We start from the raw sequence: 21,807 nt of genomic DNA, 5'->3' as shown, positions 1-21,807 counted from the left end.
AGCTTTTTTAGGTAACTGGAGACGAGTGTTATTAAACGAGATATGAAAGGACGGTCCAAAAAGGCCCGCATTAACGATCAGATCGAAGCTTCTGAACTGCGACTGATTGGCGCGGATGGTGAACAGGTAGGCATTGTAACTTTGGATGAAGCGCTCGAGCTTGCGCAGAAGGCCAGCCTGGATCTCGTTGAAATTGCCCCGGATTCAGATCCCATAGTCTGTAAGATCATGGACTACGGGAAGCACGTGTTTGAGGCCAAGAAGGCCAAGAACGCGGCTAAGAAGAAACAAAAGCAGCAGCAGATCAAGGAAATGAAATTCCGTCCCGGTACCGATATCGGCGACTACCAGATCAAGCTGCGCAACCTGACCCGCTTCCTGGAAGCCGGCGACAAAGCCAAGGTTTCCCTGCGTTTCCGCGGTCGCGAGATGGCGCACCAGGAGCTGGGTATGGAAATGATGCAGCGCATCGAGAAAGATCTCGATGAGCTGGGTGTTGTGGAGCAGCGGCCGAAAATGGAAGGTCGCCAGATGATCATGGTGATTGCTCCCAGCAAAAAGAAAAAGTAAGACTTGGAGTTTACTCCGGGTCTTCTTTTCGGGAAGTGGTCGGGCGACGGCTGCCTTCTCACTCCCGCAAGCTGTCCCTTTACGGGGCAGCCAATATCAACGTAGGAACCTGCTTGCAGGTAAACCTTTAATATTTGGAGTACAAAATGCCGAAAGCAAAAGTACACAGTGGCGCTGCCAAGCGCTTCAAAAAGACTGCGTCTGGCTACAAGCACAAGCACGCTAACAAGAGCCACATCCTCACCAAGATGACCACCAAGCGTAAGCGTCAGCTGCGCGGCACCCAGACCATGAACAAGTCTGATGCCACACTGGTCGATCGTATGCTGCGCGCCAAGTAATTGGCACCACTGAAGGTTTAAGAGGATAGAGTTATGGCCCGTGTAAAACGTGGTGTGGTGGCGCGTCGTAGTCACAAGAAAATTTTGAAGCAGGCTAAAGGTTACTACGGTGCGCGTTCGCGTGTATTCCGTGTTGCCAAGCAGGCAGTCATCAAAGCTGGTCAGTACGCTTACCGCGACCGTCGCGTTAAGAAGCGTAACTTCCGCGCTCTGTGGATCACGCGTATCAACGCCCAGTCCCGCGCTGAAGGCCTGAGCTACAGCCGACTGATTGCTGGCCTGAAAAAGGCGGATATCGCACTGGATCGCCGTGTTCTGGCTGATCTGGCGGTATACGATAAAGCCGCTTTTGCTGCCGTAGTTGAAAAAGCCAAGGCAGCCCTGGCAGCTTAATTAGCGCCTGCATAATGAGCCGACCCCTCGGGGAAGGTTCATGCATTAAAAAATAGGGAAGGGCTGTAATGGCTCTTCCCTATTTTTTTATCGAATTTTGGTACAGTTCCGGCCCGGATATCGCTCCAGTATTGGCGGCGGGAACAATCGCAATACGCGAATGCTAAACGCAAATCATCGAAAAGAACGAGAAGGTTTCAATGCAAGACTTGCACTCCCTCACGGAACAGGCGCTGGAACTGGTGGGCCAGGCGAATGACCTGGCAGCTCTGGATCAGGTGCGGGTAGATTACCTGGGCAAGAAAGGCCACCTCACCGCGCTGCTGAAAGGCCTCGGTAAACTGTCGGCCGAAGAGCGCCCGGCAGCAGGGGCCAAGATCAACGAAGCCAAGCAGCAGGTAGAGTCGGCGATCAAAGTCCGCCGTGACGCGATGGAAAAAGCCGCGATTGAAGAGAAACTCGCGAGCGAAACCATCGACGTAACCCTGCCGGGCCGCGGCGAAGAGCAGGGCAGTGCGCACCCGATCACCCGCACCCTGCGCCGCATCGAAGAAATCTTCCAGCGCCTGGGCTTCTCCGTCGAGCAGGGCCCGGAAGTCGAGGGCGATTACTACAACTTTGAAGCCCTGAACATTCCCGCGCACCACCCGGCGCGCGCGATGCACGACACCTTCTATATCGATCCGTCCACCGTGCTGCGCACCCATACCTCCTCCGTGCAGATCCGCACCATGGAAGAGAAGAATCCGCCCCTGCGCATCATCTGCCCGGGCCGCGTATACCGCTGCGACTCCGACGTGACCCACTCGCCGATGTTCCATCAGGTGGAAGGCCTGGTGATCGACGAGGGTGTGAGCTTCGCGCACCTGAAAGGCTGTATCGACCAGTTCCTGAAAGCCTTCTTTGAGGCCGACGTACCGGTGCGTTTCCGTCCGTCCTACTTCCCGTTCACCGAGCCCTCCGCAGAGGCCGACATCCAGTGCACCAACTGTGGTGGTAAAGGCTGTCGCGTGTGCTCCGGTACCGGCTGGCTGGAAATCCTCGGCTGCGGCATGGTACACCCGAACGTCTTCGCCTCCTGCGATATCGACAGCGAAAAATACTCCGGCTTCGCCTTCGGCCTCGGGGTAGAGCGCATGGCCATGCTGCGTTACGGCGTCAACGACCTGCGCCTGTTCTTCGACAACGACCTGCGCTTCCTGAAGCAATTCTAAGCGCGCTCCTCCCCGTAGGAGCCTGCTTGCAGGCGAACAGCGAACAGCGAAAAACCGAATTCAGAATTAGAGAAAGACTATGAAATTCAGCAATGCCTGGTTACGGGAGTGGGTAAACCCGAGCCTGACAGCACAAGAGCTGGCCGATCAGATCACCATGGCCGGTCTGGAAGTAGACGCAGTAGAAGCCGTAGCCGGTGAATTCTCCGGCGTAGTCGTGGGCGAGATCGTGGGTTGCGAGCAGCACCCGGACGCCGACAAGCTGCGCGTATGTAAAGTAAAAGGTCACCCGGACGGCGAGATGCAGGTCGTGTGCGGCGCACCCAATGCCCGCGTCGGCATCAAGATCCCGTTCGCCACCGTTGGCGCCAAACTGCCGGGCGACTTCAAAATCAAGAAAGCCAAGCTGCGCGGTGTCGAGAGCTTCGGCATGCTGTGTGCCCAGACCGAGCTGGAACTGGGTGACGACAACGACGGCATCTGGGAACTGCCCGCAGACGCGCCGACAGGCAGCGACCTGCGCGAATACCTGCAGCTGGACGACAGCACCATCGAAGTCGACCTGACCCCGAACCGTTCTGACTGCCTGGGTGTCGCCGGTATTGCCCGCGAAGTGGGCGTACTCAACCGCTGCGCGGTAGAAGGCCCGGCGGTAGAGCCGGCCGCGGCAAAAATCGAAGACAGCCTGCCGGTCTCCCTGATGGCGGAAGAAGCCTGCCCCCGTTACGTGGGCCGCGTGATCCGCAATATCGACATTACCGCTACCACCCCGCTGTGGATGGCTGAGCGTCTGCGTCGCAGCGGCGTGCGCTCCATCGACCCGGTAGTAGACGTCACCAACTATGTCCTGCTGGAACTCGGCCAGCCGATGCACGCCTTCGACCTCGACAAGCTGAACGGCGGTATCAAGGTGCGCATGGCAGAGCAGGGCGAGAAGCTGACCCTGCTGGACGAGCAGGAAGTGGAACTGCAGGCGGGCACTTTAGTGATCGCCGACCACAAAGCCCCGCTGGCCATCGCCGGCATCATGGGCGGTCTGGACTCCTCCGTGACCGACGGCACCCGCAATATCTTCCTCGAGAGCGCCTTCTTCTCCCCGCTGGCGATTGCCGGTAAAGCGCGCTCTTATGGCCTGCACACCGATTCCTCCCACCGCTTCGAGCGCGGCGTGGACTACCGCCTGCAGGAAAAAGCCATCGAACGCGCAACCCAGCTGCTGCTGGAGATCGTCGGCGGTGAGCCGGGCCCGGTACACCTGCGCGAAGCCGCAGAAGCCATGCCCGCCGAGCGCCGCATTACCCTGCGTCGCGCACGGGTGAAGAACGGCCTGGGTATCGATATGGCCGACGACGAGATCGTCGAGATCATTACCCGCCTCGGTCTCGAGAAACTGTCTGAGAGCGAAGAGGGCTGGACCTTCCTGGTACCGAGCTTCCGCTTCGATATTTCCATCGAGTCCGACCTGCTGGAAGAGCTGGCGCGGGTATACGGTTACAACCGCATCCCGAGCATCAGCCTCACCGCCGCGCTGGATATCATCCCGCGCGAAGAGGCCGACGTCGCCCAGTCCAGCCTGGAAGAAACCCTGCTGGCGCGCGGTTATCAAGAGGCCATCACCTTCAGCTTTATCGACCGTGAAGCTTCCGCCAAATTTGACCCGGAAGTAGAGCCGGTGGCCCTGCAGAACCCCATCAGCAGTGACCTCGCGGTAATGCGCACCACCCTGATGGCAGGCCTGGTCAAAACCCTGCAGTACAACCTGAACCGCCAGCAGGACCGCGTGCGCCTGTTCGAAACCGGCCTGCGCTTTGTACCGACGGGTGAAGAGCTCAAGCAGGAGCGCATGATTGCGGGCCTGATCTATGGCACCCGCCAGCCGGAAGGCTGGACCGGCAGCAAGGATGTGGTGGATTTCTACGACATCAAAGCCGACGTGGAAGCACTGCTGGCGCGCTACGACGCGGAAGCGGAGTTCACCTTCGTTCCGGCCAAGCACCCGGCACTGCACCCGGGCCAGTGCGCCCAGGTACTGCGCAACGGCGAGGTGGTAGGCGTTATCGGTGCACTGCACCCGACCCTGCAGAAAGCCTACGACCTGCCGAAGGCGGCCTACCTGTTCGAGCTGAGCCAGGATGCCCTGGGTCAGTCTCTGCTGCCTGCGTTCACGCCGCTGTCCAAGTTCCCGGAAGTGCGCCGCGACCTCGCCATCCTGGCGGATGTGGAAACCCCCGTGGGCGATTTGCTCAAGGTTGCGGTTGAGGCTGCCGGCGAATATTTGACGGACTTCAACATTTTTGACGTCTATCAGGGCAAAGGCATTGATTTTAATAGAAAAAGTGTCGCAATGGGCTTGACCTTTCAGCATCCCTCGCGCACCCTTAACGACGAAGAAATCAATGCCGCAGTTGATGCGGTAGTCCGTGAGTTAGAACAAAAATATAACGCCAGCCTGCGCTAATCCCACCAGACCCTCGGGATGTGCAGGTTGACGAGCGCATCCCGAGAGCGTCTGCTACCGGGTTAAAGCCGCCGCGGTATCAGGCTTACAACCGGAGTCGACGCCTCTGAATCTGTTGGGGAACCAATGACAGAGGCACTGACCAAGGCCGGGCTCGCCGAAAAGCTGTACGAAGAGCTGGGTTTCAACAAGCGTGAAGCCAAAGAGATCGTCGAATATTTCTTCGAGGAAATCCGCAACGCGCTGGAAAATAACGAGCAGGTAAAGCTGTCGGGTTTCGGCAATTTTGACCTGCGTGACAAAAGCCAGCGTCCGGGAAGGAATCCCAAGACTGGCGAAGAAATCCCTATTTCCGCGAGAAGGGTAGTTACCTTCAAGCCGGGACAAAAACTCAAGGCACGAGTAGAAGAAGATGCTGGAAGCGAGTCATAACAGCGAACTCCCGGTAATCCCGGGTAAGCGCTATTTCACCATTGGTGAGGTAAGCGAGCTGTGTGCAGTGAAGCCACATGTACTGCGCTACTGGGAACAGGAATTCCCGCAGCTCAGCCCGGTAAAGCGCCGTGGAAACCGACGCTATTACCAGCACCAGGACGTCATCCTGATCCGCCAGATCCGCGCACTCCTGTACGAAGAAGGCTATACCATTGGAGGCGCACGCCTGCAGATGGAAACCGGCTCCTCGGAAAAAGTGCAGACGGTACAATTGCAGCAGGTGATCCCACAGATGATCGCCGAACTGGAAGGTGTACTGGAGCTGCTGGAAGCTGACGCCTGATTCAAAAAGTGAAAAATCAGGCTTGCAATCCACCGGTAACCCGGTATTATTTGCGCCTCATCGCCAAGCGATGCCCCTTATAAATCAAGCACTTAGGTGATTTTCACGCAGCTTGATTTCCTCCTGTCGGAGTGTAGCGCAGCCTGGTAGCGCACCACACTGGGGGTGTGGTGGTCGTCGGTTCAAATCCGGCCACTCCGACCATATATAAAAAGCCCGCTTTATGCGGGCTTTTTTGTTTCCAAAACTATCTACTCTGCGCTGTCTATCCGATGCTGCTCCATGTGGCAGCTATAGGGGGCGCGAGCCTTCTCGCAGCTGGCGCGCGGTAAAAGCTGCCATTCACCAGCGTTTGGTTATCCGCATTATTTTCTCATCTGCCTCGATTAACAAAAGGTCGTAACCTTTCCCATATGCTGTTGTCATTGTCCAGTCAAGTCGCAGCAAGAGGTCCTCAATCCCATCACCATTGAAATCGCCCTTTGCTAGTGTGGTGAAATTGATATCCATGTCATCGAGTTGTACTTGTAATACTGAGGGGCTTATCTCTTGGGTTTTAAGGTTAGGGTAGGCCTTTTCCATCGTCTCATTACTTTCGGTAGGTTTTTCTCCACCTAGGTAGGGGATAGATGTGGCGGGAAGATTGCGAATGAACTCCGATGAGAGCATGTTTGGTAAGAAGGTTGCGGATGAATTCTGGCCATTGAAGAATAAGTTTAGTGCTTGGCAATTCCGCACTAGCATTATAAAAAGTGGAAACTGATCCTCTTTTACGGATTCCTTATGCGTGTTTTCGACATCTGAACAAGATGTAAAATTTATTAGTGAACCGTCCTTTGCGTCCAATTCATAGTTTAGCGCGGTGGATTCATAGCTATTCCCTATAGTTTCCAATCCCGCAAATTCTTCTTCATTTAAAGACTTATTGATGTCTGGAGCATTTCGGGGGGAGCATGCGGCCAGAAAAATCATAGCTAGCAGAGCTAAATATTTCATATTGTTTTTCAGGGTTGTGTAGTCGCTGATTTAGAGTTGGCGCTAAGAAATAGTTGATTCACATAGTTGTTTCGACTTGGGCTTACGTGAGGGCGATAGGATTATATTCCGGCAGTTTTCCAATCTTCACTTTTAATAGCAGCGTTGAATTTAATAAATTGCCCTTTAAGTTTCGTGGCGCCCAGATTGAAGATCATATCAAAAAGCGCTATTTGGGCTGCTGCTGGGAACTGGTCGAACTCTTTCTGGAACCCTCTCCTGGTACTGTACAGTGCGATCAGCTCTTTGTAGAACGAGTCTATGTGGTGATCTCTTTGCCGATCGATATCGGCTTCTTGCATAACAAGCTTGCAGAACTGTTTGTACCAGCCGGCGCGATAGTTGCGCTTTTGTTTTGCGATCTGATCAAACTCTGCTTGTTTCTGTGCGGCAGTGGCCGGGGTGGCAGGCAGGTTGTTTAAAACAGTAAATAGCGGCACTGAGCTAATGGCAAATTTGTTTGGGATCATGTGCCCAATACCTACGGTAACCTTACCCACGATGTCTAGGTATAGGTGGTTATATCGCCCTTCGTATTCTTCTAGTTTCTTTGCGACAGCGCTTTTGATTGTTGGGGCTAACGGCATTTTATATGTCCATTTCTGTCCGTTTGGGTGCCTTTGTCTTATAAAAGTGGCTATATATCGTGGCAAGGGAATTGATTCTACCGCGTAGAATTTTGGTTTGAAAATGAAGGTTGAAGTACGTTAGTACTATGTTTCTTCGGTAGTTCTTGGTGCTGCGAGTTTTGTCGAAAGGTTATGGCTGCTGCGTGCCAATCGGACTTTGATCACTGTGTGAGAGAAAGCCTGGTTGGGGAATTCCGTCACCGGGCTTTTTTATGGTGGGTTCGATCTGAAGTTCGCCATATAGGTATAGGGCCGTGCCTGCCCAAGGCAGACATGCCCATTCGGCAAAGCTTATTTATTCTTGGGAGAAATCCGCATGGTGATGTCCGCATGGAAGACCTCCTCGCCATTGGTATCAAACACACTAACGGGTATCACCACATTCTGCGGAGAGTCCCAATGGAAGTCATCGACCCTGCACACGGCGCGCAAATCGGTCTTGGCCATCTTCAGGTATTGCACGGTCATACCCACCGGAATCCAGCGGAAGTTGCCGTTCAGTGACACGTCCAGGCATACGCCCCCCGCCAGTTCCGCGGCGTTACACATGGCGATGGCGTGCACGGTTTTGATGTGGTTTTGCACCGCGCGCCGTTTTTTCAGTGTTACCTCAACCAGTCCCGGCTTTATCTGGGTGAAGCGCGGTTTGATCGAGCTGAAGTAGGGGGCATTGAAGCAGACAATTTTGCTTACCAGCCAGCGGCCAAAGCCATTGCCGCCGACGCTTTTCCAGAGTTTCAGGATCGGGCTTTTGGAGGGTACGTAAGTCATTGGCTATCTCTGCTTGGCCGTATCATTAAGGCCTTCATTTTTGCAGCTTTGTCGCCCGCAGATTAAGCATCAAACTGCCCGATAGGCTTGTCTATTTCGCTTATCTTTTCTCCTGTAGCTCCTGTTTCCGCTCCGCAACATTTGAATTCAGCAACTCGCTACCGAGTGATTCCAATACTGCCTCTGCATACTCACTGTGTGCGAGTCGACGTGGCTCTCGTCAGACTCTAGCGCTGCGGGCCCCGATTCCTTGATGGCTGTATATAGCTATTGACATGCACTTGCGAATCATTATCATTCAGAATCAAGTTTACAGCCTGCAGTGGTTTGTATTTCGGGGTGGTCAAAAAAGGGCAGTTAAATCTAGGCCTGATTGCGACGCGAAGGATGACTAGAAAGGGGAGTTAGAAGGGTGAAGGGCATCAGGAGCCAGGGTTTTAAATGGAATTTGCTCGCCGCCGCAGTGGTAGCTAGCCAGGTGGCAGGCGCGGCGCAAGCCGAGGAATTGAGTGCAAAGAAATCCGCAGCCAACACAGACGCCAGCATGGAATCCGTGGTGGTCACCGCTACCGGGTTTGAGCAGAAAATAACCGATGCGCCGGCAAGTATCTCGGTGATCAGTGCCGAGGATCTGAAAACGCGCCAGTTCACCAATCTGCTGGACGCAGTGAAATACCAGGAAGGTGTGGATATCGGCAGCACCCGCGACAAGACCGGTCAGGGTTCGGTCAGCATGCGCGGCCTGACTGGGGAATACACGCTGGTTTTGATCGATGGCAAACGCCAGAACAACCACGGCGACATTTACCCGAACAACTTCGGCGGTAACCAGTTCAACCATATCCCGCCCCAGGACACTATCGAGCGTATCGAAGTGATCCGCGGTCCTGCGTCCACCCTCTACGGTGCCGATGCTCTGGGCGGTGTAATCAACGTTATCACCAAGCGCCATGCCGATGAGTGGGGCGGCGGCATGACCTATGGTCGTAGTCTGCAGACCAACGACGACTTCGGTGACGACATCACCACCGACTTCAGTGTGATGGGCCCAATCGTTCCCGGTGTACTGACCCTCGGCCTGCACGGCAGCGTGTACGAGCAGATGGCGTCCAACCCGGAATTCCAACCGGCGGTGGACCCGAATGGCGACGTGCATGTGCGTTCCATGGGCTTTGGCAGCGGCGGCCGTACCGTTGATAGCACCAGTCAGCAATATGGTGTCAGCCTGGCCTGGAGTGCTGCAGACAACCAGTTTGTCCGCTTCAAGTACGACACTTCCGAGCAGTCCTACGACAACACGCCAACCTTCGATATCAATACCGGCGAAATTCTTTATCCGCTGGGCACCAAGGACAATATCGAATCCGTTTGGCGCGACAGCCGCGGCCAGGTTCAGCCGCGCACCGGCTATGCTGCTGACCAGATGTTTACCCGCGACTGGTGGTCTATCAGCCATGAGGGCAAGTGGGGCTTTGCCACCAGCAGCGTATCCCTGAGCTTTGTTGATACCCACAATGAAGGTCGAACACTGCCGTTTACCGTGGCCGAGCGCCTGGAACTTCAGGAAATGTACGACGGCACCGGCGAGTACGCCGGTATGGACGAAGAAGCGCGCAAAGCACTGGCGGAAGCCACCTTCCTGCCTCGCCCGGAGCGTACTCTGGCCAGCAGTCAATACACCCTGGATGCACGGATCGATGTTCCTCTCAGCAATATGCTGGGTGAGCATATTCTGGTTGTTGGTGGGCAGGTGATCGACGGCGAGCTGGAAGACGATGTCTTCGGTATGGAAAACAATGCGGCCGGGGGTGTTCAGGAGCAGCAGATGTACTCGCTGTTTGTTGAAGACAACTGGAACCCGGTGGGCGATATAACGGTGACCGCCGGTATCCGCCACGACAATCATGACATCTTCGGTAGCCAGGTTTCCCCGCGTTTGTATAGTGTCTACACATTGAGTGACCGCTGGACGGTAAAAGGTGGTGTAAGTACCGGTTACAAAACGCCGCTGACCACCGACCTCTATGACGGTGTGACTGGTTTTGGTGGTCAGGGCACTTCACCGTTTGCAGGTAACCCGGATCTCAATCCAGAAACCAGCGTAAACAGCGAGCTCGCGGTTTACTGGACAGCACCCTCCGGTGCGCATAATTTTAATGTGACCCTGTTTCAGACAGACTTTGAAGACAAGATTGCCCGTGGCGATACCATTCTAAGTTGTGAGCAAACGGGTGGTGCACGCCCTTGTGTCAACCTGGGTGAATACGATTCTCTCGGCTACGAGTCCTACAGCCAGAAAATCAACGTGGATAAAGTGGCAATCAAGGGCCTGGAGCTGGCGGGTGAAGTAACGCTGGCCGCAGACTGGTCGCTGCGTGGTAACTACACATGGACCGACAGTGAGCAGTTGAGTGGCCCGGAAGAAGGGCAGCCACTCACCAACACTGCGGAGCATATGGCCAACGCCACGCTCGATTGGCAGGCAACTGGCGATTTTAATGTTTACCTGCAGGCAGAACTGCGCTCCGACCGTTACCGCAGCTGGGACAATGTGCTCGACGAGCCCCACTATTTCGAAAACTACGAAGTACTGAACCTGGGCGCGCAGCTACAGGTAAACGAATACGTGTCCGTAAATGGTCGTATCAACAATTTACTGGATGAAGATTTCACTTCCTACAGCACCGAGTACACCGACCTCGATGGCGATGGTATTTATACTTATGCCAGTGGACGTGGCGCGATAAGTGAAGTGGTATTTAGCGATGACTACAACGTAAAGGACAAGGCGCGCAGCTTCTGGGTGGGCGTGAACGTTTCCTTCTGATTATTTAGGTACGAGGCTAGTACCGAGCATCCTCTTGAGTAGACAAAAAGGCCAGCGGTTATGTGGTAACCGCTGGCCTTTTTTCGTTTGCATTCCATTGCCTGGCTTCGGCATTGCTTAACAGTTCTTTACGATTGTGCATGTCACTCTGATTTTTTGGGGAAAGTGATTAGTAAGTATGGAGATTGGTCATAGAGGTTGCGGGTAAAAACGGCCTGAGAAATGGAAACGTTCATAGAGAGCGGGTAGGCTATACGGCAAGTACAAGAGTGCCAATTCGATAAAAATTGTTAATAGTGGGATTAGTTGCCGCTATTAGCCGGTTTTTGCCGTCGATTACTAACCAGGTGAATAATAAATGCCTTCCTCTTTTATGCTCGCTCCCGCTGCCTGTATGCGGGGCGTTGTTACTGCTTTGTGGGTGTCCTTTGCTCTGGCTGGCTGTAACAGCAAGTTCGGGGAAAATGCCCTTGTTGATCAAGCACCGGTAGCACAACCGGTTGTGACCGAAGTCGTGGAGTGGCAGGCCCGCAAGGTGCGCATTGAAGCGGTAGGCACCTCGCGTGCGCTCAAGAGCGTTACGGTGCACCCGGAGGTCAGCGGCGAGGTTGTGGAAGTGACCTTTGCGGCGGGTGACAAGGTAAAGGCCGGGCAGACCATTGTGCGCCTGGACGACCGCGATCAGCGTTTGGCGGTGCAGATTGCGAGTGTGGAACTGGAAGATGCCAAGCGATTGTTTAATCGCTACCAGCGCACCCGCGGCTCCGGCACCGTGACCGAAAGCGTGTTGGACGATGCGAAGAGCGCGGTTGAGCGCGCGCGACTCAGTCTCGATCGGGCAAAAGTAGCGTTGGATTACCGCAGTATCGAGGCGCCTTTTGACGGTTTCCTGGGTATCAGCAATATCGATCCAGGCTCTCGTGTGGACCCCGCTACCGCAATCACTACCATCGATGACCGCAGCAAGTTGCTGGTGACCTTTCAGGTGCCGGAGCTGTTCCTCGGCCAGATCCAACAGGGGCAGGGGATCGCCGTCGCCACCTGGTCCAACGGCAGCGCGGATCACACCGGCGAGCTGGTGGAGATCGACAGCCGCGTCAATCCAGAGACCCGCACCTTTGCCGCCCGTGCCCTGGTAGAGAACGATCGCGACCTGCTGCGCCCGGGGATGAGCTTCCGCGTGTCGCTGGACCTGGAAGCCGGTCGCTATCCGCTGATTCCGGAAGTGGCCCTGCAGTGGGGCAATGACGGTGCGTTTGTGTGGGGCGTCAATGGCGAAAAAGTTACGCGGATTCCCGCCACCATTGTGCAGCGGGTACCTGGCGCCATTCTGGTGGAGTCCGATCTGCCCGAAGGCATGCAGGTGGTGACCGAAGGCACCCAGCGCATGCGCGAAGGGTTGAGCGTTACCAATATTGCGGGGCTTTAACACAATGCGCGATCAAAACTCGGCCCCACAGGAATTGACCAACCCGGCGAGTAACGCCAAAAGCGATCTCGCCTCCCTCGCCATCCGGCGCCCGGTTCTGGTACTGGTACTGAACCTGCTGATTGCTATTGCCGGTATCGCCGCATTCAGCGCGGTGGAAGTGCGTGAGCTGCCCGATGTGGATGTACCCATCGTTTCTGTGCGCGGTACCTTGCCCGGCGCCTCGCCGGAAACCATGGATTCCGAAGTCACCAGCATTGTGGAAGGGGCGGTGGCGCGGGTTTCCGGTATTCGCCAGATCGAATCTTCCAGTGAGGAAAACAGCTTCCGCATCCACATCGAATTCAATTCCAATGTGGATCTGGATACCGCCGCCGCCGACGTGCGCGAAGCGGTCAGTCAGGCGGAGCGTAACCTGCCCAGTGATGTGGAGCAGCTGACCGTAATCAAGGCCGCGGATCAGCCGGAGCCGGTAGTGCAACTGGCGGTCACCAGTGACACCCTGCGCGATGAAGCACTTACCTACATTATCGAAAAAGACATAGTCCCCGAGTTGATTTCCATCAACGGCGTGGCGGACGTGCCCATCTCCGGGCAGCGCCAGCGAGTACTGCGGGTAGTGCTGGACCCGTTGCGCCTGACAAGCTTTGGCCTTTCGGTGAGCGACGTAGCCGACGTACTGCGCAACGCGCCGCTGGATGTGCCGTCCGGCAGTTTCAATTCCGTGGACCAGCAATTACTGGTGCGCACCGACGCGTCCACCGTAACCGAGGAGCAGGTGCGTGAAACCACTGTCCGTGGCGATATCCGTATCGGCGATGTGGCTCATGTGTCCTTCGGGCCGGAAGATGTGCAGTCCCTAGTGTACTTGAATGATCGCCCGGTGATTGGTCTGGGGGTAGTGCGCCAGGCCCAGAGTAATACCATCGAAATCAGCGACGCGGTGCACCGCAAAGTCGCGTCCCTGAACAAGCGCTTCAACAATCTTTCCATCACCGTTACCGAAGACCGCGCCGTATTTATCAAGGGCTCGGTGAAGGAAGTGGTCACCAGCCTGTTCTACACAGTGCTGATTGTGATCGCCGCCATCTGGCTGTTCTTCGGCAATATCCGCACCACCCTCGTTCCCAGTACCGCCATTCCTATCGCGCTGATCGGCACGCTGGCGGGTATCTGGATGATGGGTTTTTCCATCAACATCCTGACCCTGCTGGCCATTGTGCTGGCCACCGGTCTGGTGGTGGATGATGCGATTGTGGTGCTGGAAAATATTCAGCGCCTGCGGGGAATGGGTATGGGTGCGCGCGCGGCCGCGGTGCTCGGCACGCGCCAGGTAATTTTCGCGGTGTTGGCCACCACTGCAGTTCTGGTGAGCGTATTTATTCCCATCGCATTGTTGCCCAGTACCGCCGGGCGCATGTTCCGGGAATTCGGCATGGTATTGGCGACAGCCGTTGCGCTGTCATCTATTGTGGCGCTGACGCTGGTGCCGATGCTCACCGCGCGGGTCACCCGCCACGAACAGTCCCAGGGCGGCAATAAAATCTACCAGCGGATTACGGCACTGGGTGAACGCCTCGCGGATATTTATCAACGCAGCCTGCAAGCCTGCCTGCGCCGCGGCTGGGTCAGTTTTGCGGTGGCCATGTTGCTCGCGGTGGGCGCTGGTGGCCTGTACACGGTAATCGGCAAAGAGCTGTTGCCTCCGGAAGATCGCGGCATTCTCTACGTGAATGCCACCGGCCCGGACGGGGTAGGGCAGAACTATATCGCCCGTCAGGCGGAACATATCGAGGATGTGGTGCGGCCGCTAGTGGAACGCGGTGATATTACCGACATCATGACCAAGATCGGTCAGTGGGACCCCAACCGTGCGCAGATTACTTTGCCACTGGCGGACTGGGATGATCGCACGGTTTCACAGCAGGATATCAAGCGGGAAATCCAGGGGCCGTTGGAGGCAATCCCCGGTGCCCGTATCCGCGTAGGCAGCCCCAACAGTCTATCGATTCGTGGCGGTGGCGGCGGTATCGAAGTGGCACTGCTGGGGAATGATTACGGACGCATTTACCAGGCCTCCAGGGATATGGCTCGAGCCATGGAAGATCGGTTGCCGCACTTCGGTCGCCCGGAAATCAGCTACCGCCCCACGCAACCACAGCTCTCTATCGAAATTGATCGCCGCCGCGCAGCGGATCTCGGAGTGCCCCTGGACAGTATCGCGACTACATTGCGCACCGTGGTGGATGGCCTCGATGTGGTCGACCTGAATGTGGGCGACCAAGCTGTACCCATCATGCTGGAGACTTCCAATACCACCGTCTCCTCGCCGGAAGACCTGGTAAATCTCTATGTGAAAAGTGAACGGGGTGACCTGCTGCCACTTTCGAGCATGGTGAAACTGCGCGAAGAAAGTGTCGCTGCCGAACTGGATCGCCAGGGCCAGCGTCGCGCCATCGAAATCGATGCGGGCCTGGAGCCGGGCTATCCCCTGGCAAGTGCGGTGGAAGATATCCAGAAACTGGCAGACGAAATTCTGCCGGAAGATATTGGCCTCGCGTTTCTCGGTGAAGCGGATTCCCTGGAAGAAAGCTCCCGTGAAGTGGCCATGACCTACGCCATTGCAGCACTGGTGGTATTCCTGGTGTTGTGCGCGCAGTTTGAAGGTGTGAGCAGCGCGGTGATCGTGATGGTCACCGTACCTTTCGGGTTGGCTGCGGCGGTGTGCGCACTGTTTTTTACCGGCACCACCATCAATATTTTCTCGCAGATCGGTTTGGTGATGCTGATCGGGTTGATGGCCAAGAACGGCATTCTGCTGGTGGAGTTTGCCGATCAGCTGCGGGACAAAGGCCACAGTGTCTATGACGCCGTCACCGAAGCGGCGCGGGTGCGCTTGCGTCCCATCGCCATGACCATGCTCTCTACTGTGCTGGGTGGCCTGCCGCTGATTTTAAGTAGCGGCCCCGGCGCGGAAGCGCGCTCCGCCATCGGCTGGGTAATGTTTGGTGGTTTGGGACTGGCTGCGCTGTTTACCCTGTATCTGACACCAGTGGTGTACCTCGGCCTCGGCCGATTCCACAAGCCGCGCTCGGTAGAAAGCAGTTTGTTAGATTCGGAGCTGGAAAATGCGATGAAAGGATGATTTCTGGCCTCGTTGGACGCGAAAATTCGTTATTCTTCAATTTCGGACCAGAAAATGACGTAACACCATGGCCTTTGAGGTTCTGAAAGACCGCAACTACGCGCTGTACCTGGGCGGGAATACCGTCTCCTGGATTGGTACCTGGATGCAGCGCACGGCTATCGGCTGGCTGTCGTGGGAGCTGACGGAATCCTCAAGCTGGGTGGGTCTTATCGTGCTCGCCCAGTACCTGCCTCTTGTATTTATCGCGCCGCTGTTCGGTGTGCTGATCGATCGCATGGATCGCCGGCGTTACGCCATCGCTTGCCTGTTGGTGCAGATCCTGTTCAACACCGGGCTCTTCGTTACCCATGCCCTGGGCTTCCTCAATATTCACGCGTTGCTCGCCTGTTGCGTATTACTCGGTATTGGCAACGCCGCCTACCAGCCGATCCGGCTGACACTGATTCACGATATTGCCCCGCGGGAATTCCTGACCCAGGCTATCAGCCTCAATGCCGTGGTGTTCAATGTTACCCGCGTGGTGGGGCCGGCACTGGGTGGCATTTCCATCAGTACGATCGGCGTTGGCGGCACCTTTCTGATCAATACCTTGACCTTTCTCGGTACGCTGTTTTCCCTTCTGGTGGTGTATATCCGCCCGACGGCCCGCAGTAGCAAAGGCGGCGGTGTCTTCTTCCAGCTGCTGGAAGGGTTGCGCTATATCAACAGCGTGCCGAAATTTCTTGAGCTGTTTGTGCTCTCGGTCGCCATTGCCGCCTTCGGCCGCGGTGTACTGGAATTGTTGCCGGCGTTCGCCGGTGGCGTCTTCGAGCGCGGCAGCAGTGGGCTCGCCACCCTGATGGCGGTTGCCGGTGCGGGCGGCATTGTGGCGGGGGTGCTGTTGTCCGGAACGACCAAGCGCAGCACCCTGGTGACTTTCATTTCTGTGGGCTGCGCGTTGCAGGGCCTGTTTGTGGCATTGCTTGGTTTTTCCAGCCTGTTTTTACTGGCCGCACTCAGTATCTTTGGCATCGCCGCCATGTCTACTCTCGCTAGTATTGGTATGCAAGCGGCACTGCAGGCGGATCTCGACAGTGCATTTCGCGGTCGTGTGGTCAGCATCTGGGGGATGATCACCGTGGCCGGCCCGGCACTCGGGGCGTCGATCCTCGGTGCTCTGGCGCAAGTAACCGGGCTCCCGGCGGTGGCGATAATCAGTGGCGTTTTGTGTACGCTGATCTGCATTGGTGTCATGTGGCGCAGCCGCTTTTTCCCACTGGGCTGCCGCGGCCTGAAGCGCTGAGCATGCAAGGGGTATGCTAAACACTGATATTTTTGAATGGAGAATCCCGTGAGTACCGCCGCCCCCTCAATCGCTCTTATTCCCGGTTTTATGCTGGATGAAACACTGTGGGATGAATTCCGGGAATTTCTGCCCGGAGACTGGAGCGTTGATACCTCTTCTCTCGGCGACGGTCCAACCATTCGCGATATGGCGGCCGACATTGCCGACCGCCTGCCACAACGTTTTGTCCTGATCGGATTCTCCCTCGGTGGCTATATCGCCAGGCAGCTGGCTGCGGATTTTCCGGAGCGGGTGGAAGCGCTGGTGTTAGTAGTCAGCTCGTTGCGTGACGACACCGCGCAGCAGAGGAAAACAAAAATGCAGGCGGTCCAGGCATTAACCCCGGAGCGATTCCGGGGCTTGAGCAACAGCACCATCGCCCATTCGCTGCACCCGGAAAATGTCGCAGACAAGGCTTTGATTGCGACGATCAAGGAAATGAGTCGCCGCTTGGGTTACCGGGCGCTGGCGACGCAATCGTCATTGGACCGCTCTCAGGTTCCGGTTTCGACAATTGATTGCCCGACCCTGGTGATCGCCAGCGCAAACGATGCCCTGCGCTCACTGGAAGAAGCGGAAGAACTGGCGGCGGCGATTCCCAGTGCCGAGCTGCAGCTGATCGAAGGCTGTGGCCATATGATTCCACTAGAGCAACCGCAGGCGCTTGCTGAGTCCATCCAGCGCTGGCTGGCCACGGGGAACATCCGCTGACGCCTGGTATCAGGCTGGATTATCGCTGCAATCATAAAAGGCGATTGGTGTTATATCTGGTGGTGACTAATATGCCGGGCATTCGAAATGCGAATCCCGCGATAGAGGTCAAGCCATGAATACCCAAAATGCGATTGAATGGCCGGAAAAATTTCTTCCCGGTACCACTGACAATTTTGTCTCCAACGAAATGATTGTTGCCGACTTGAGCGTCGCGGATGTCTGGCCTTACCTGAATACCGCGACCGCCTGGCCGACCTACTACAGCAACTCCTCTGATGTTGATTTCGACGGTGGCGCGGGCCCTGAACTGCGTAATGGCGTTCGCTTTCGTTTCAAGACCTTCGGGTTTCCAGTGGAGTCCAGAGTGGTGGAGTATATCCCTCCTGCAGCAGGAGCGGCGGCTCGCATTGCCTGGCATGGCTGGGCTGAGGGCGACGAAACTACGCGGCTGGATGTTCATCATGCCTGGCTGCTGGAAGACCTGCCCGGTGGTCGGCTGCGGATTCTTACCCAAGAGTCACAGATTGGCGTACCTGCCCGGGAAATGGCAACTACACGCCCAAATCCCATGCTGAATGGTCATCAAGAGTGGTTGGATGGTCTGCTTTCTGCGGCACGTGACCGCGCGTCTTTTTGACTATAGCGAAGTGCCACTACCAACAGCTGTATCCCAGTAAATAAGGATCGAGTACGGAGTTATCGAAATGCCGAACCTGTTTTCAAACTATCGCCTGAAAGATGTGGAATTGCGCAATCGCATCTCCATTCCCCCGATGTGTCAGTATCAGGCCGAGGATGGTTTTACCAATGACTGGCACCAGGTGCACTATGCCGGGCTCGCTCGCGGTGGTGCTGGCCTGGTGATTGTGGAGGCCACCGCAGTGGCGCCAGAGGGGCGAATTACCCCTGCTTGTACCGGATTGTGGAACGATGAGCAGGCAGAAGGCATGCAGCGTATCGCCGCTGCTATCAAAAGCAGTGGTGCGGTACCGGGAATTCAGATTGCCCACGCCGGTCGTAAAGCCAGTGCCAACCGTCCGTGGGAAGGTGACGATCATATTGCCGCAGAAGATCCGCGCGGCTGGCAGCCCATCGGTCCCTCGGCTGTCGCTTTTGGTGAGCATCTTCCAAGGGTGCCACAGGCAATGACACAGAACGATATTCAACGGGTTAAAGCGGACTTTGTCGCCGCCGCCAAGCGCGCCCGCGACGCTGGTTTCGAGTGGCTGGAATTACATTTTGCGCACGGTTATCTGGCGCAGAGCTTTTTCTCCGTGCATGCAAACCAGCGCACCGATGAGTACGGTGGTGATGCCAAAGGGCGCGGCCGATTTTTGCTGGAAACCCTGGCTGCGGTGCGTGAAGTTTGGCCGGAGAATCTGCCGCTTACGATCCGCTTTGGCGTGATTGAATACGACGGCCGAGATGAAGAGACCCTAATGGAATCCATCGATCTGGTGAAAGGGTTTCGTGAGGGAGGTACCGACCTTGTCAGTGTGAGCCTTGGTTTCAACACACCCAAAGCACAGATTCCCTGGGGGCCTGCGTTCCTCGCGCCCATCGCTGAACGTGTGCGCCGCGAAGCGGAATTGCCGGTAGCGACAGCTTGGGGGGTGGGAGAACCACACCTCGCGGATAAAACCGTACGGGATGAGCAGCTGGACCTGGTGATGGTAGGTCGCGCGCATCTGGCTGATCCCCACTGGAGCTACAAGGCGGCGTTGGCGCTGGATATCGAGCGCCCCTCCTGGGTGTTGCCCGCGTCTTACGCGCACTGGCTGGAGCGCTATCAATAACCTCATCATGGGAAGGAAAAGGGTTCTGGCGGTCACTTTCGAGTGGCCGCTTTTTATTTTGGAACTTCGCAGAACTCGTCAAAAAGAATCTGTCGTACCCAGGCTTGGCCGGGGTCGCGATGGCTACGCTCGTGCCAAGCCGCCACTTTAGTAAAACCCGGGACCGTCAGCGGTGGCTCGACCTGTGTCAGCCCTTCCACATTTTTCAAAAGCTTTTCGGGTAGTAGGGAAATCAAATCGCTGTTACGTAGTAACTCCAGTAGCGCGAGAAAACTTGGCAGTGACACCGCCACATGGCGACGGTGGCCGAGTTCTGAAAGTGTACGGTCGGTGACCCCCTGGAATGGATCTCCGTCCAGAGAAACCAGCGCGTGATCCAGTGCACAGAATCGCTCCATGCTGATCTGCTTACAGCGCGCGTCCGGGTGACCACTGCGGAATACACAAATATAGCGCTCATCGAACAGGTGGCGGCTGTGCAGGTCTGCAGAAACCGACTCTGGCGTGAGCAGCGCCAGATCTACTTCACCGCGTTCGAACTGTGCGGCCAATTGCTCCTGTTGCAGAGCGCGTACGGCAACACGGATATTTGGCGCCCGCTGCCGCAAAACCGGTAACAGAGGTAATACCACTGCGCGCAAAGCGTAATCCGTGGCCGCGATCTGCACGGTAAACCGCGCTGTGGCCGGATCAAAATCCTGCGGCTGTAGCAAAGCTTTAACTTCAAACAGAATCTGCTTGATCGGAGCGGCCAGCTCCTGAGCCCGTTGGGTGGGGACCACCCCCCGTTGGGCGCGCACAAACAGCGCATCGTCAAAATTTTCCCGCAGACGGGTGAGCATGCCACTGACTGCCGGTTGGGTGACGGCAAGGCGTTCCGCGGCGCGAGTGACGTTGCGCTCGTCCATCAGTGCGTCGAACGCCTTCAGCAGATTGAGATCGAGATGTCTGAGGTCTTTCATTGGCTTAGGATGGGGCTGTTGCCGGCTTGCTCTGAAATATACCCGTCAAAATGGAAATCAACGCACTGATCCCCAGCAGCCAGCAGTAGTGAATACTGCCCGCCAATACCAGCGGCGAGACTTTTGCCAGAGACGATGCCAGTAGTATCTGTGCGCCATACGGTAACATTCCCTGCACTGTGCAGGAATAAATATCCAGCAGGCTGGCGCTGCGACGCGGATCCACGCCGTAGCGGTTGGCCATCTCTTTGGCGAGCTGGCCGGTCAACAAAATAGCCACGGTATTATTGGCGGTGCAGATGTTAGTCAGTGCCACGGCGGTACTGATGCCCAGCTCGCCGGTTTTGCGCCCGGGTTTGCCGCGGCTGCAAAGCTGGCTGATTTTGTCGATCTGTCGGCCCAGCCAGGCCAGTCCACCACCGGCGTGCATCAGGGCGCCGAGTCCGCCGATCATCAGCGACAGAATCAGAATTTCCTGCATGCCGGTATAGCCCGCGTAAATATCTTTAGACAGAGCCGCGATGGAATAGCCCGGCTGCAGTCCCAGTCCAATGGCGCCCGCCAGTAGAATCCCGATAAACAGTACCAGCAGTACATTCACGCCACTGACTGCCAGTACCAGCACCACTATATAGGGCAGCACCCGGATCAATTCGTAGTCACCCGGTACTGTGACTTGTGCGGTTGTTCCAGAGAAGTACAACCAGATCAATGCGACCACCGCGGCGGGCAGGGCGATCAGCAGGTTCATGCGGAACTTATCCCGCATCTTTACCCCCTGGGTGCGGGTGGCGGCGATCGTGGTGTCGGAAATAATCGACAGGTTGTCGCCGAACATGGCCCCGCCCACCACCGTGCCGATGGTGAGCAGTATCGGCAATTCCGTTGCATCGCTGAGGCCGACCGCGATGGGCGCAATGGCGGCGATGGTGCCCATGGAAGTGCCCATTGCAGTCGCCACGAAGGCAGTGATCAGAAACAGCCCGGGCAGTACTAGCGTCGGTGGAATAACGCTCAAGCCGAAATTCACCGTGGCATCCACACCGCCCACCGCCTTGGCCACACTGGCAAAGGCGCCGGCGAGCAGGTAGATCAGCACCATGGTGATGATGGTCGGGTCGCCAACACCCTGGATAAAGGTATCGATACGTCGGCTCAGGGAGCCGTGGGCGATCAGGATCGCCAGCGCAATGGCCGGCAGAATCGCGACCGGTGCGGATACCTGGTAGAAGGCCATTTCCACACTCTGAGTCTGATACCACAAGCCTGCACCGACAAACAGTGCAAGGAACAGAAGTAGTGGCAGCAGCGCGAGAGCTGATGGTACAGGAGATGAAGTACTTGGGGAGGCCGGCGCCTGCTCCACGGGTTGATGTGTCATTGATACCGCTGTGACAGATGGGATGGGTGGGGTTGCT

19 protein-coding genes and 1 tRNA gene are annotated in these 21,807 nt (G+C 56.4%); 15 read left to right on the top strand and 5 right to left on the bottom strand.

Annotation, left to right across the window (positions count from 1 at the left end):
- Positions 1 to 42: 42 nt before the first annotated feature.
- The 8 genes from infC to LC093_RS10670 all read left to right on the top strand — a co-directional run bounded on the left by infC (position 43) and on the right by LC093_RS10670 (position 5,958).
- On the top strand, positions 43 to 570 hold the full coding sequence (infC, locus tag LC093_RS10705; protein ID WP_226664782.1) for a translation initiation factor IF-3: 528 nt from the start codon (positions 43 to 45) through the stop codon (positions 568 to 570).
- 146 nt (positions 571 to 716) lie between these two features.
- Positions 717 to 911 carry a 50S ribosomal protein L35 gene (rpmI, locus tag LC093_RS10700; protein WP_226664781.1) on the top strand — a complete coding sequence of 65 codons (195 nt, stop codon included), beginning with the start codon at positions 717 to 719 and terminating at the stop codon, positions 909 to 911.
- Between the two features lie 33 nt (positions 912 to 944).
- A complete protein-coding gene (gene rplT, locus LC093_RS10695) occupies positions 945 to 1,304 on the top strand; it encodes a 50S ribosomal protein L20 (RefSeq protein ID WP_010131381.1) in 360 nt (119 codons plus the stop codon).
- A gap of 200 nt (positions 1,305 to 1,504) precedes the next feature.
- A complete protein-coding gene (pheS, locus tag LC093_RS10690) occupies positions 1,505 to 2,518 on the top strand; it encodes a phenylalanine--tRNA ligase subunit alpha (protein WP_226664780.1) in 1,014 nt (337 codons plus the stop codon).
- A 79-nt stretch (positions 2,519 to 2,597) separates the two neighbouring features.
- Entirely contained in the window at positions 2,598 to 4,976 is a 2,379-nt protein-coding gene (pheT, locus tag LC093_RS10685; RefSeq protein ID WP_226664779.1) for a phenylalanine--tRNA ligase subunit beta, read from the top strand.
- 126 nt (positions 4,977 to 5,102) lie between these two features.
- Positions 5,103 to 5,408 carry an integration host factor subunit alpha gene (gene ihfA / locus LC093_RS10680; protein WP_043315900.1) on the top strand — a complete coding sequence of 102 codons (306 nt, stop codon included), beginning with the start codon at positions 5,103 to 5,105 and terminating at the stop codon, positions 5,406 to 5,408.
- Positions 5,389 to 5,754, top strand: a complete 366-nt coding sequence (locus tag LC093_RS10675) for a MerR family transcriptional regulator (protein ID WP_226664778.1) — start codon at positions 5,389 to 5,391, stop codon at positions 5,752 to 5,754. Before ihfA ends, LC093_RS10675 begins: the two co-directional genes overlap by 20 nt.
- Positions 5,755 to 5,881: 127 nt before the next feature.
- Positions 5,882 to 5,958: transfer RNA gene (locus LC093_RS10670), tRNA-Pro, on the top strand.
- A gap of 138 nt (positions 5,959 to 6,096) precedes the next feature.
- On the opposite strand, the gene LC093_RS10665 is transcribed toward LC093_RS10670, so the two are convergent.
- The 3 genes from LC093_RS10665 to LC093_RS10655 all read right to left on the bottom strand — a co-directional run bounded on the left by LC093_RS10665 (position 6,097) and on the right by LC093_RS10655 (position 8,189).
- The gene (locus LC093_RS10665; RefSeq protein ID WP_226664777.1) at positions 6,097 to 6,750 is read right to left on the bottom strand and encodes a hypothetical protein; all 654 of its coding nucleotides are present in this window, start codon (positions 6,748 to 6,750) and stop codon (positions 6,097 to 6,099) included.
- Between the two features lie 101 nt (positions 6,751 to 6,851).
- Positions 6,852 to 7,259, bottom strand: a complete 408-nt coding sequence (locus LC093_RS10660; protein WP_226664776.1) for a hypothetical protein — start codon at positions 7,257 to 7,259, stop codon at positions 6,852 to 6,854.
- A gap of 450 nt (positions 7,260 to 7,709) precedes the next feature.
- Positions 7,710 to 8,189 (bottom strand): hotdog fold domain-containing protein, encoded by a 480-nt coding sequence (locus LC093_RS10655; protein WP_226664775.1) that lies wholly within the window; start codon positions 8,187 to 8,189, stop codon positions 7,710 to 7,712.
- Between the two features lie 412 nt (positions 8,190 to 8,601).
- On the opposite strand from LC093_RS10655, the gene LC093_RS10650 reads away from it, so the two are divergent.
- The 7 genes from LC093_RS10650 to LC093_RS10620 all read left to right on the top strand — a co-directional run bounded on the left by LC093_RS10650 (position 8,602) and on the right by LC093_RS10620 (position 19,427).
- Positions 8,602 to 11,016, top strand: a complete 2,415-nt coding sequence (locus tag LC093_RS10650) for a TonB-dependent receptor domain-containing protein (RefSeq protein ID WP_226664774.1) — start codon at positions 8,602 to 8,604, stop codon at positions 11,014 to 11,016.
- Between the two features lie 358 nt (positions 11,017 to 11,374).
- On the top strand, positions 11,375 to 12,445 hold the full coding sequence (locus tag LC093_RS10645) for an efflux RND transporter periplasmic adaptor subunit (RefSeq protein WP_226664773.1): 1,071 nt from the start codon (positions 11,375 to 11,377) through the stop codon (positions 12,443 to 12,445).
- 4 nt (positions 12,446 to 12,449) lie between these two features.
- Positions 12,450 to 15,590, top strand: coding sequence for an efflux RND transporter permease subunit (locus LC093_RS10640; RefSeq protein WP_226664772.1), 3,141 nt, complete (start codon positions 12,450 to 12,452; stop codon positions 15,588 to 15,590).
- A gap of 67 nt (positions 15,591 to 15,657) precedes the next feature.
- Positions 15,658 to 16,875, top strand: coding sequence for an MFS transporter (locus LC093_RS10635; RefSeq protein WP_226664771.1), 1,218 nt, complete (start codon positions 15,658 to 15,660; stop codon positions 16,873 to 16,875).
- 48 nt (positions 16,876 to 16,923) lie between these two features.
- A complete protein-coding gene (locus LC093_RS10630) occupies positions 16,924 to 17,628 on the top strand; it encodes an alpha/beta fold hydrolase (protein ID WP_226664770.1) in 705 nt (234 codons plus the stop codon).
- 115 nt (positions 17,629 to 17,743) lie between these two features.
- Complete coding sequence (locus tag LC093_RS10625) at positions 17,744 to 18,268, top strand: SRPBCC domain-containing protein (RefSeq protein ID WP_226664769.1); 525 nt, start codon at positions 17,744 to 17,746, stop codon at positions 18,266 to 18,268.
- Positions 18,269 to 18,335: 67 nt separating this feature from the next.
- Positions 18,336 to 19,427 (top strand): NADH:flavin oxidoreductase/NADH oxidase, encoded by a 1,092-nt coding sequence (locus tag LC093_RS10620; protein WP_226664768.1) that lies wholly within the window; start codon positions 18,336 to 18,338, stop codon positions 19,425 to 19,427.
- 53 nt (positions 19,428 to 19,480) lie between these two features.
- On the opposite strand, the gene LC093_RS10615 is transcribed toward LC093_RS10620, so the two are convergent.
- Together LC093_RS10615 and LC093_RS10610 are read right to left on the bottom strand one after the other, a co-directional pair.
- On the bottom strand, positions 19,481 to 20,389 hold the full coding sequence (locus LC093_RS10615; protein ID WP_226664767.1) for a LysR family transcriptional regulator: 909 nt from the start codon (positions 20,387 to 20,389) through the stop codon (positions 19,481 to 19,483).
- A 4-nt stretch (positions 20,390 to 20,393) separates the two neighbouring features.
- On the bottom strand, positions 20,394 to 21,770 hold the full coding sequence (locus LC093_RS10610) for a Na+/H+ antiporter NhaC family protein (RefSeq protein WP_226664766.1): 1,377 nt from the start codon (positions 21,768 to 21,770) through the stop codon (positions 20,394 to 20,396).
- Positions 21,771 to 21,807: the final 37 nt, after the last annotated feature.

It is taken from the genome of Microbulbifer aggregans, assembly GCF_020524005.1.
In the GTDB taxonomy this organism is placed as follows: domain Bacteria; phylum Pseudomonadota; class Gammaproteobacteria; order Pseudomonadales; family Cellvibrionaceae; genus Microbulbifer; species Microbulbifer aggregans_A.
This window is presented reverse-complemented; position numbering and strand designations above follow the sequence as displayed.

Excerpts from the sequence above, each read along its gene's own strand:
- LC093_RS10625 (WP_226664769.1), top strand. The coding sequence starts at position 17,744 with ATGAATACCCAAAATGCGATTGAATGGCCGGAAAAATTTCTTCCCGGT.
- rplT (WP_010131381.1), top strand. The coding sequence starts at position 945 with ATGGCCCGTGTAAAACGTGGTGTGGTGGCGCGTCGTAGTCACAAGAAA.
- LC093_RS10615 (WP_226664767.1), bottom strand. The coding sequence starts at position 20,389 with ATGAAAGACCTCAGACATCTCGATCTCAATCTGCTGAAGGCGTTCGAC.
- LC093_RS10675 (WP_226664778.1), top strand. The coding sequence starts at position 5,389 with ATGCTGGAAGCGAGTCATAACAGCGAACTCCCGGTAATCCCGGGTAAG.
- LC093_RS10655 (WP_226664775.1), bottom strand. The coding sequence starts at position 8,189 with ATGACTTACGTACCCTCCAAAAGCCCGATCCTGAAACTCTGGAAAAGC.
- LC093_RS10620 (WP_226664768.1), top strand. The coding sequence starts at position 18,336 with ATGCCGAACCTGTTTTCAAACTATCGCCTGAAAGATGTGGAATTGCGC.
- LC093_RS10610 (WP_226664766.1), bottom strand. The coding sequence starts at position 21,770 with ATGACACATCAACCCGTGGAGCAGGCGCCGGCCTCCCCAAGTACTTCA.
- rpmI (WP_226664781.1), top strand. The coding sequence starts at position 717 with ATGCCGAAAGCAAAAGTACACAGTGGCGCTGCCAAGCGCTTCAAAAAG.
- ihfA (WP_043315900.1), top strand. The coding sequence starts at position 5,103 with ATGACAGAGGCACTGACCAAGGCCGGGCTCGCCGAAAAGCTGTACGAA.
- pheS (WP_226664780.1), top strand. The coding sequence starts at position 1,505 with ATGCAAGACTTGCACTCCCTCACGGAACAGGCGCTGGAACTGGTGGGC.
- pheT (WP_226664779.1), top strand. The coding sequence starts at position 2,598 with ATGAAATTCAGCAATGCCTGGTTACGGGAGTGGGTAAACCCGAGCCTG.
- LC093_RS10665 (WP_226664777.1), bottom strand. The coding sequence starts at position 6,750 with ATGAAATATTTAGCTCTGCTAGCTATGATTTTTCTGGCCGCATGCTCC.
- infC (WP_226664782.1), top strand. The coding sequence starts at position 43 with ATGAAAGGACGGTCCAAAAAGGCCCGCATTAACGATCAGATCGAAGCT.
- LC093_RS10640 (WP_226664772.1), top strand. The coding sequence starts at position 12,450 with ATGCGCGATCAAAACTCGGCCCCACAGGAATTGACCAACCCGGCGAGT.
- LC093_RS10635 (WP_226664771.1), top strand. The coding sequence starts at position 15,658 with ATGGCCTTTGAGGTTCTGAAAGACCGCAACTACGCGCTGTACCTGGGC.
- LC093_RS10645 (WP_226664773.1), top strand. The coding sequence starts at position 11,375 with ATGCCTTCCTCTTTTATGCTCGCTCCCGCTGCCTGTATGCGGGGCGTT.
- LC093_RS10660 (WP_226664776.1), bottom strand. The coding sequence starts at position 7,259 with ATGATCCCAAACAAATTTGCCATTAGCTCAGTGCCGCTATTTACTGTT.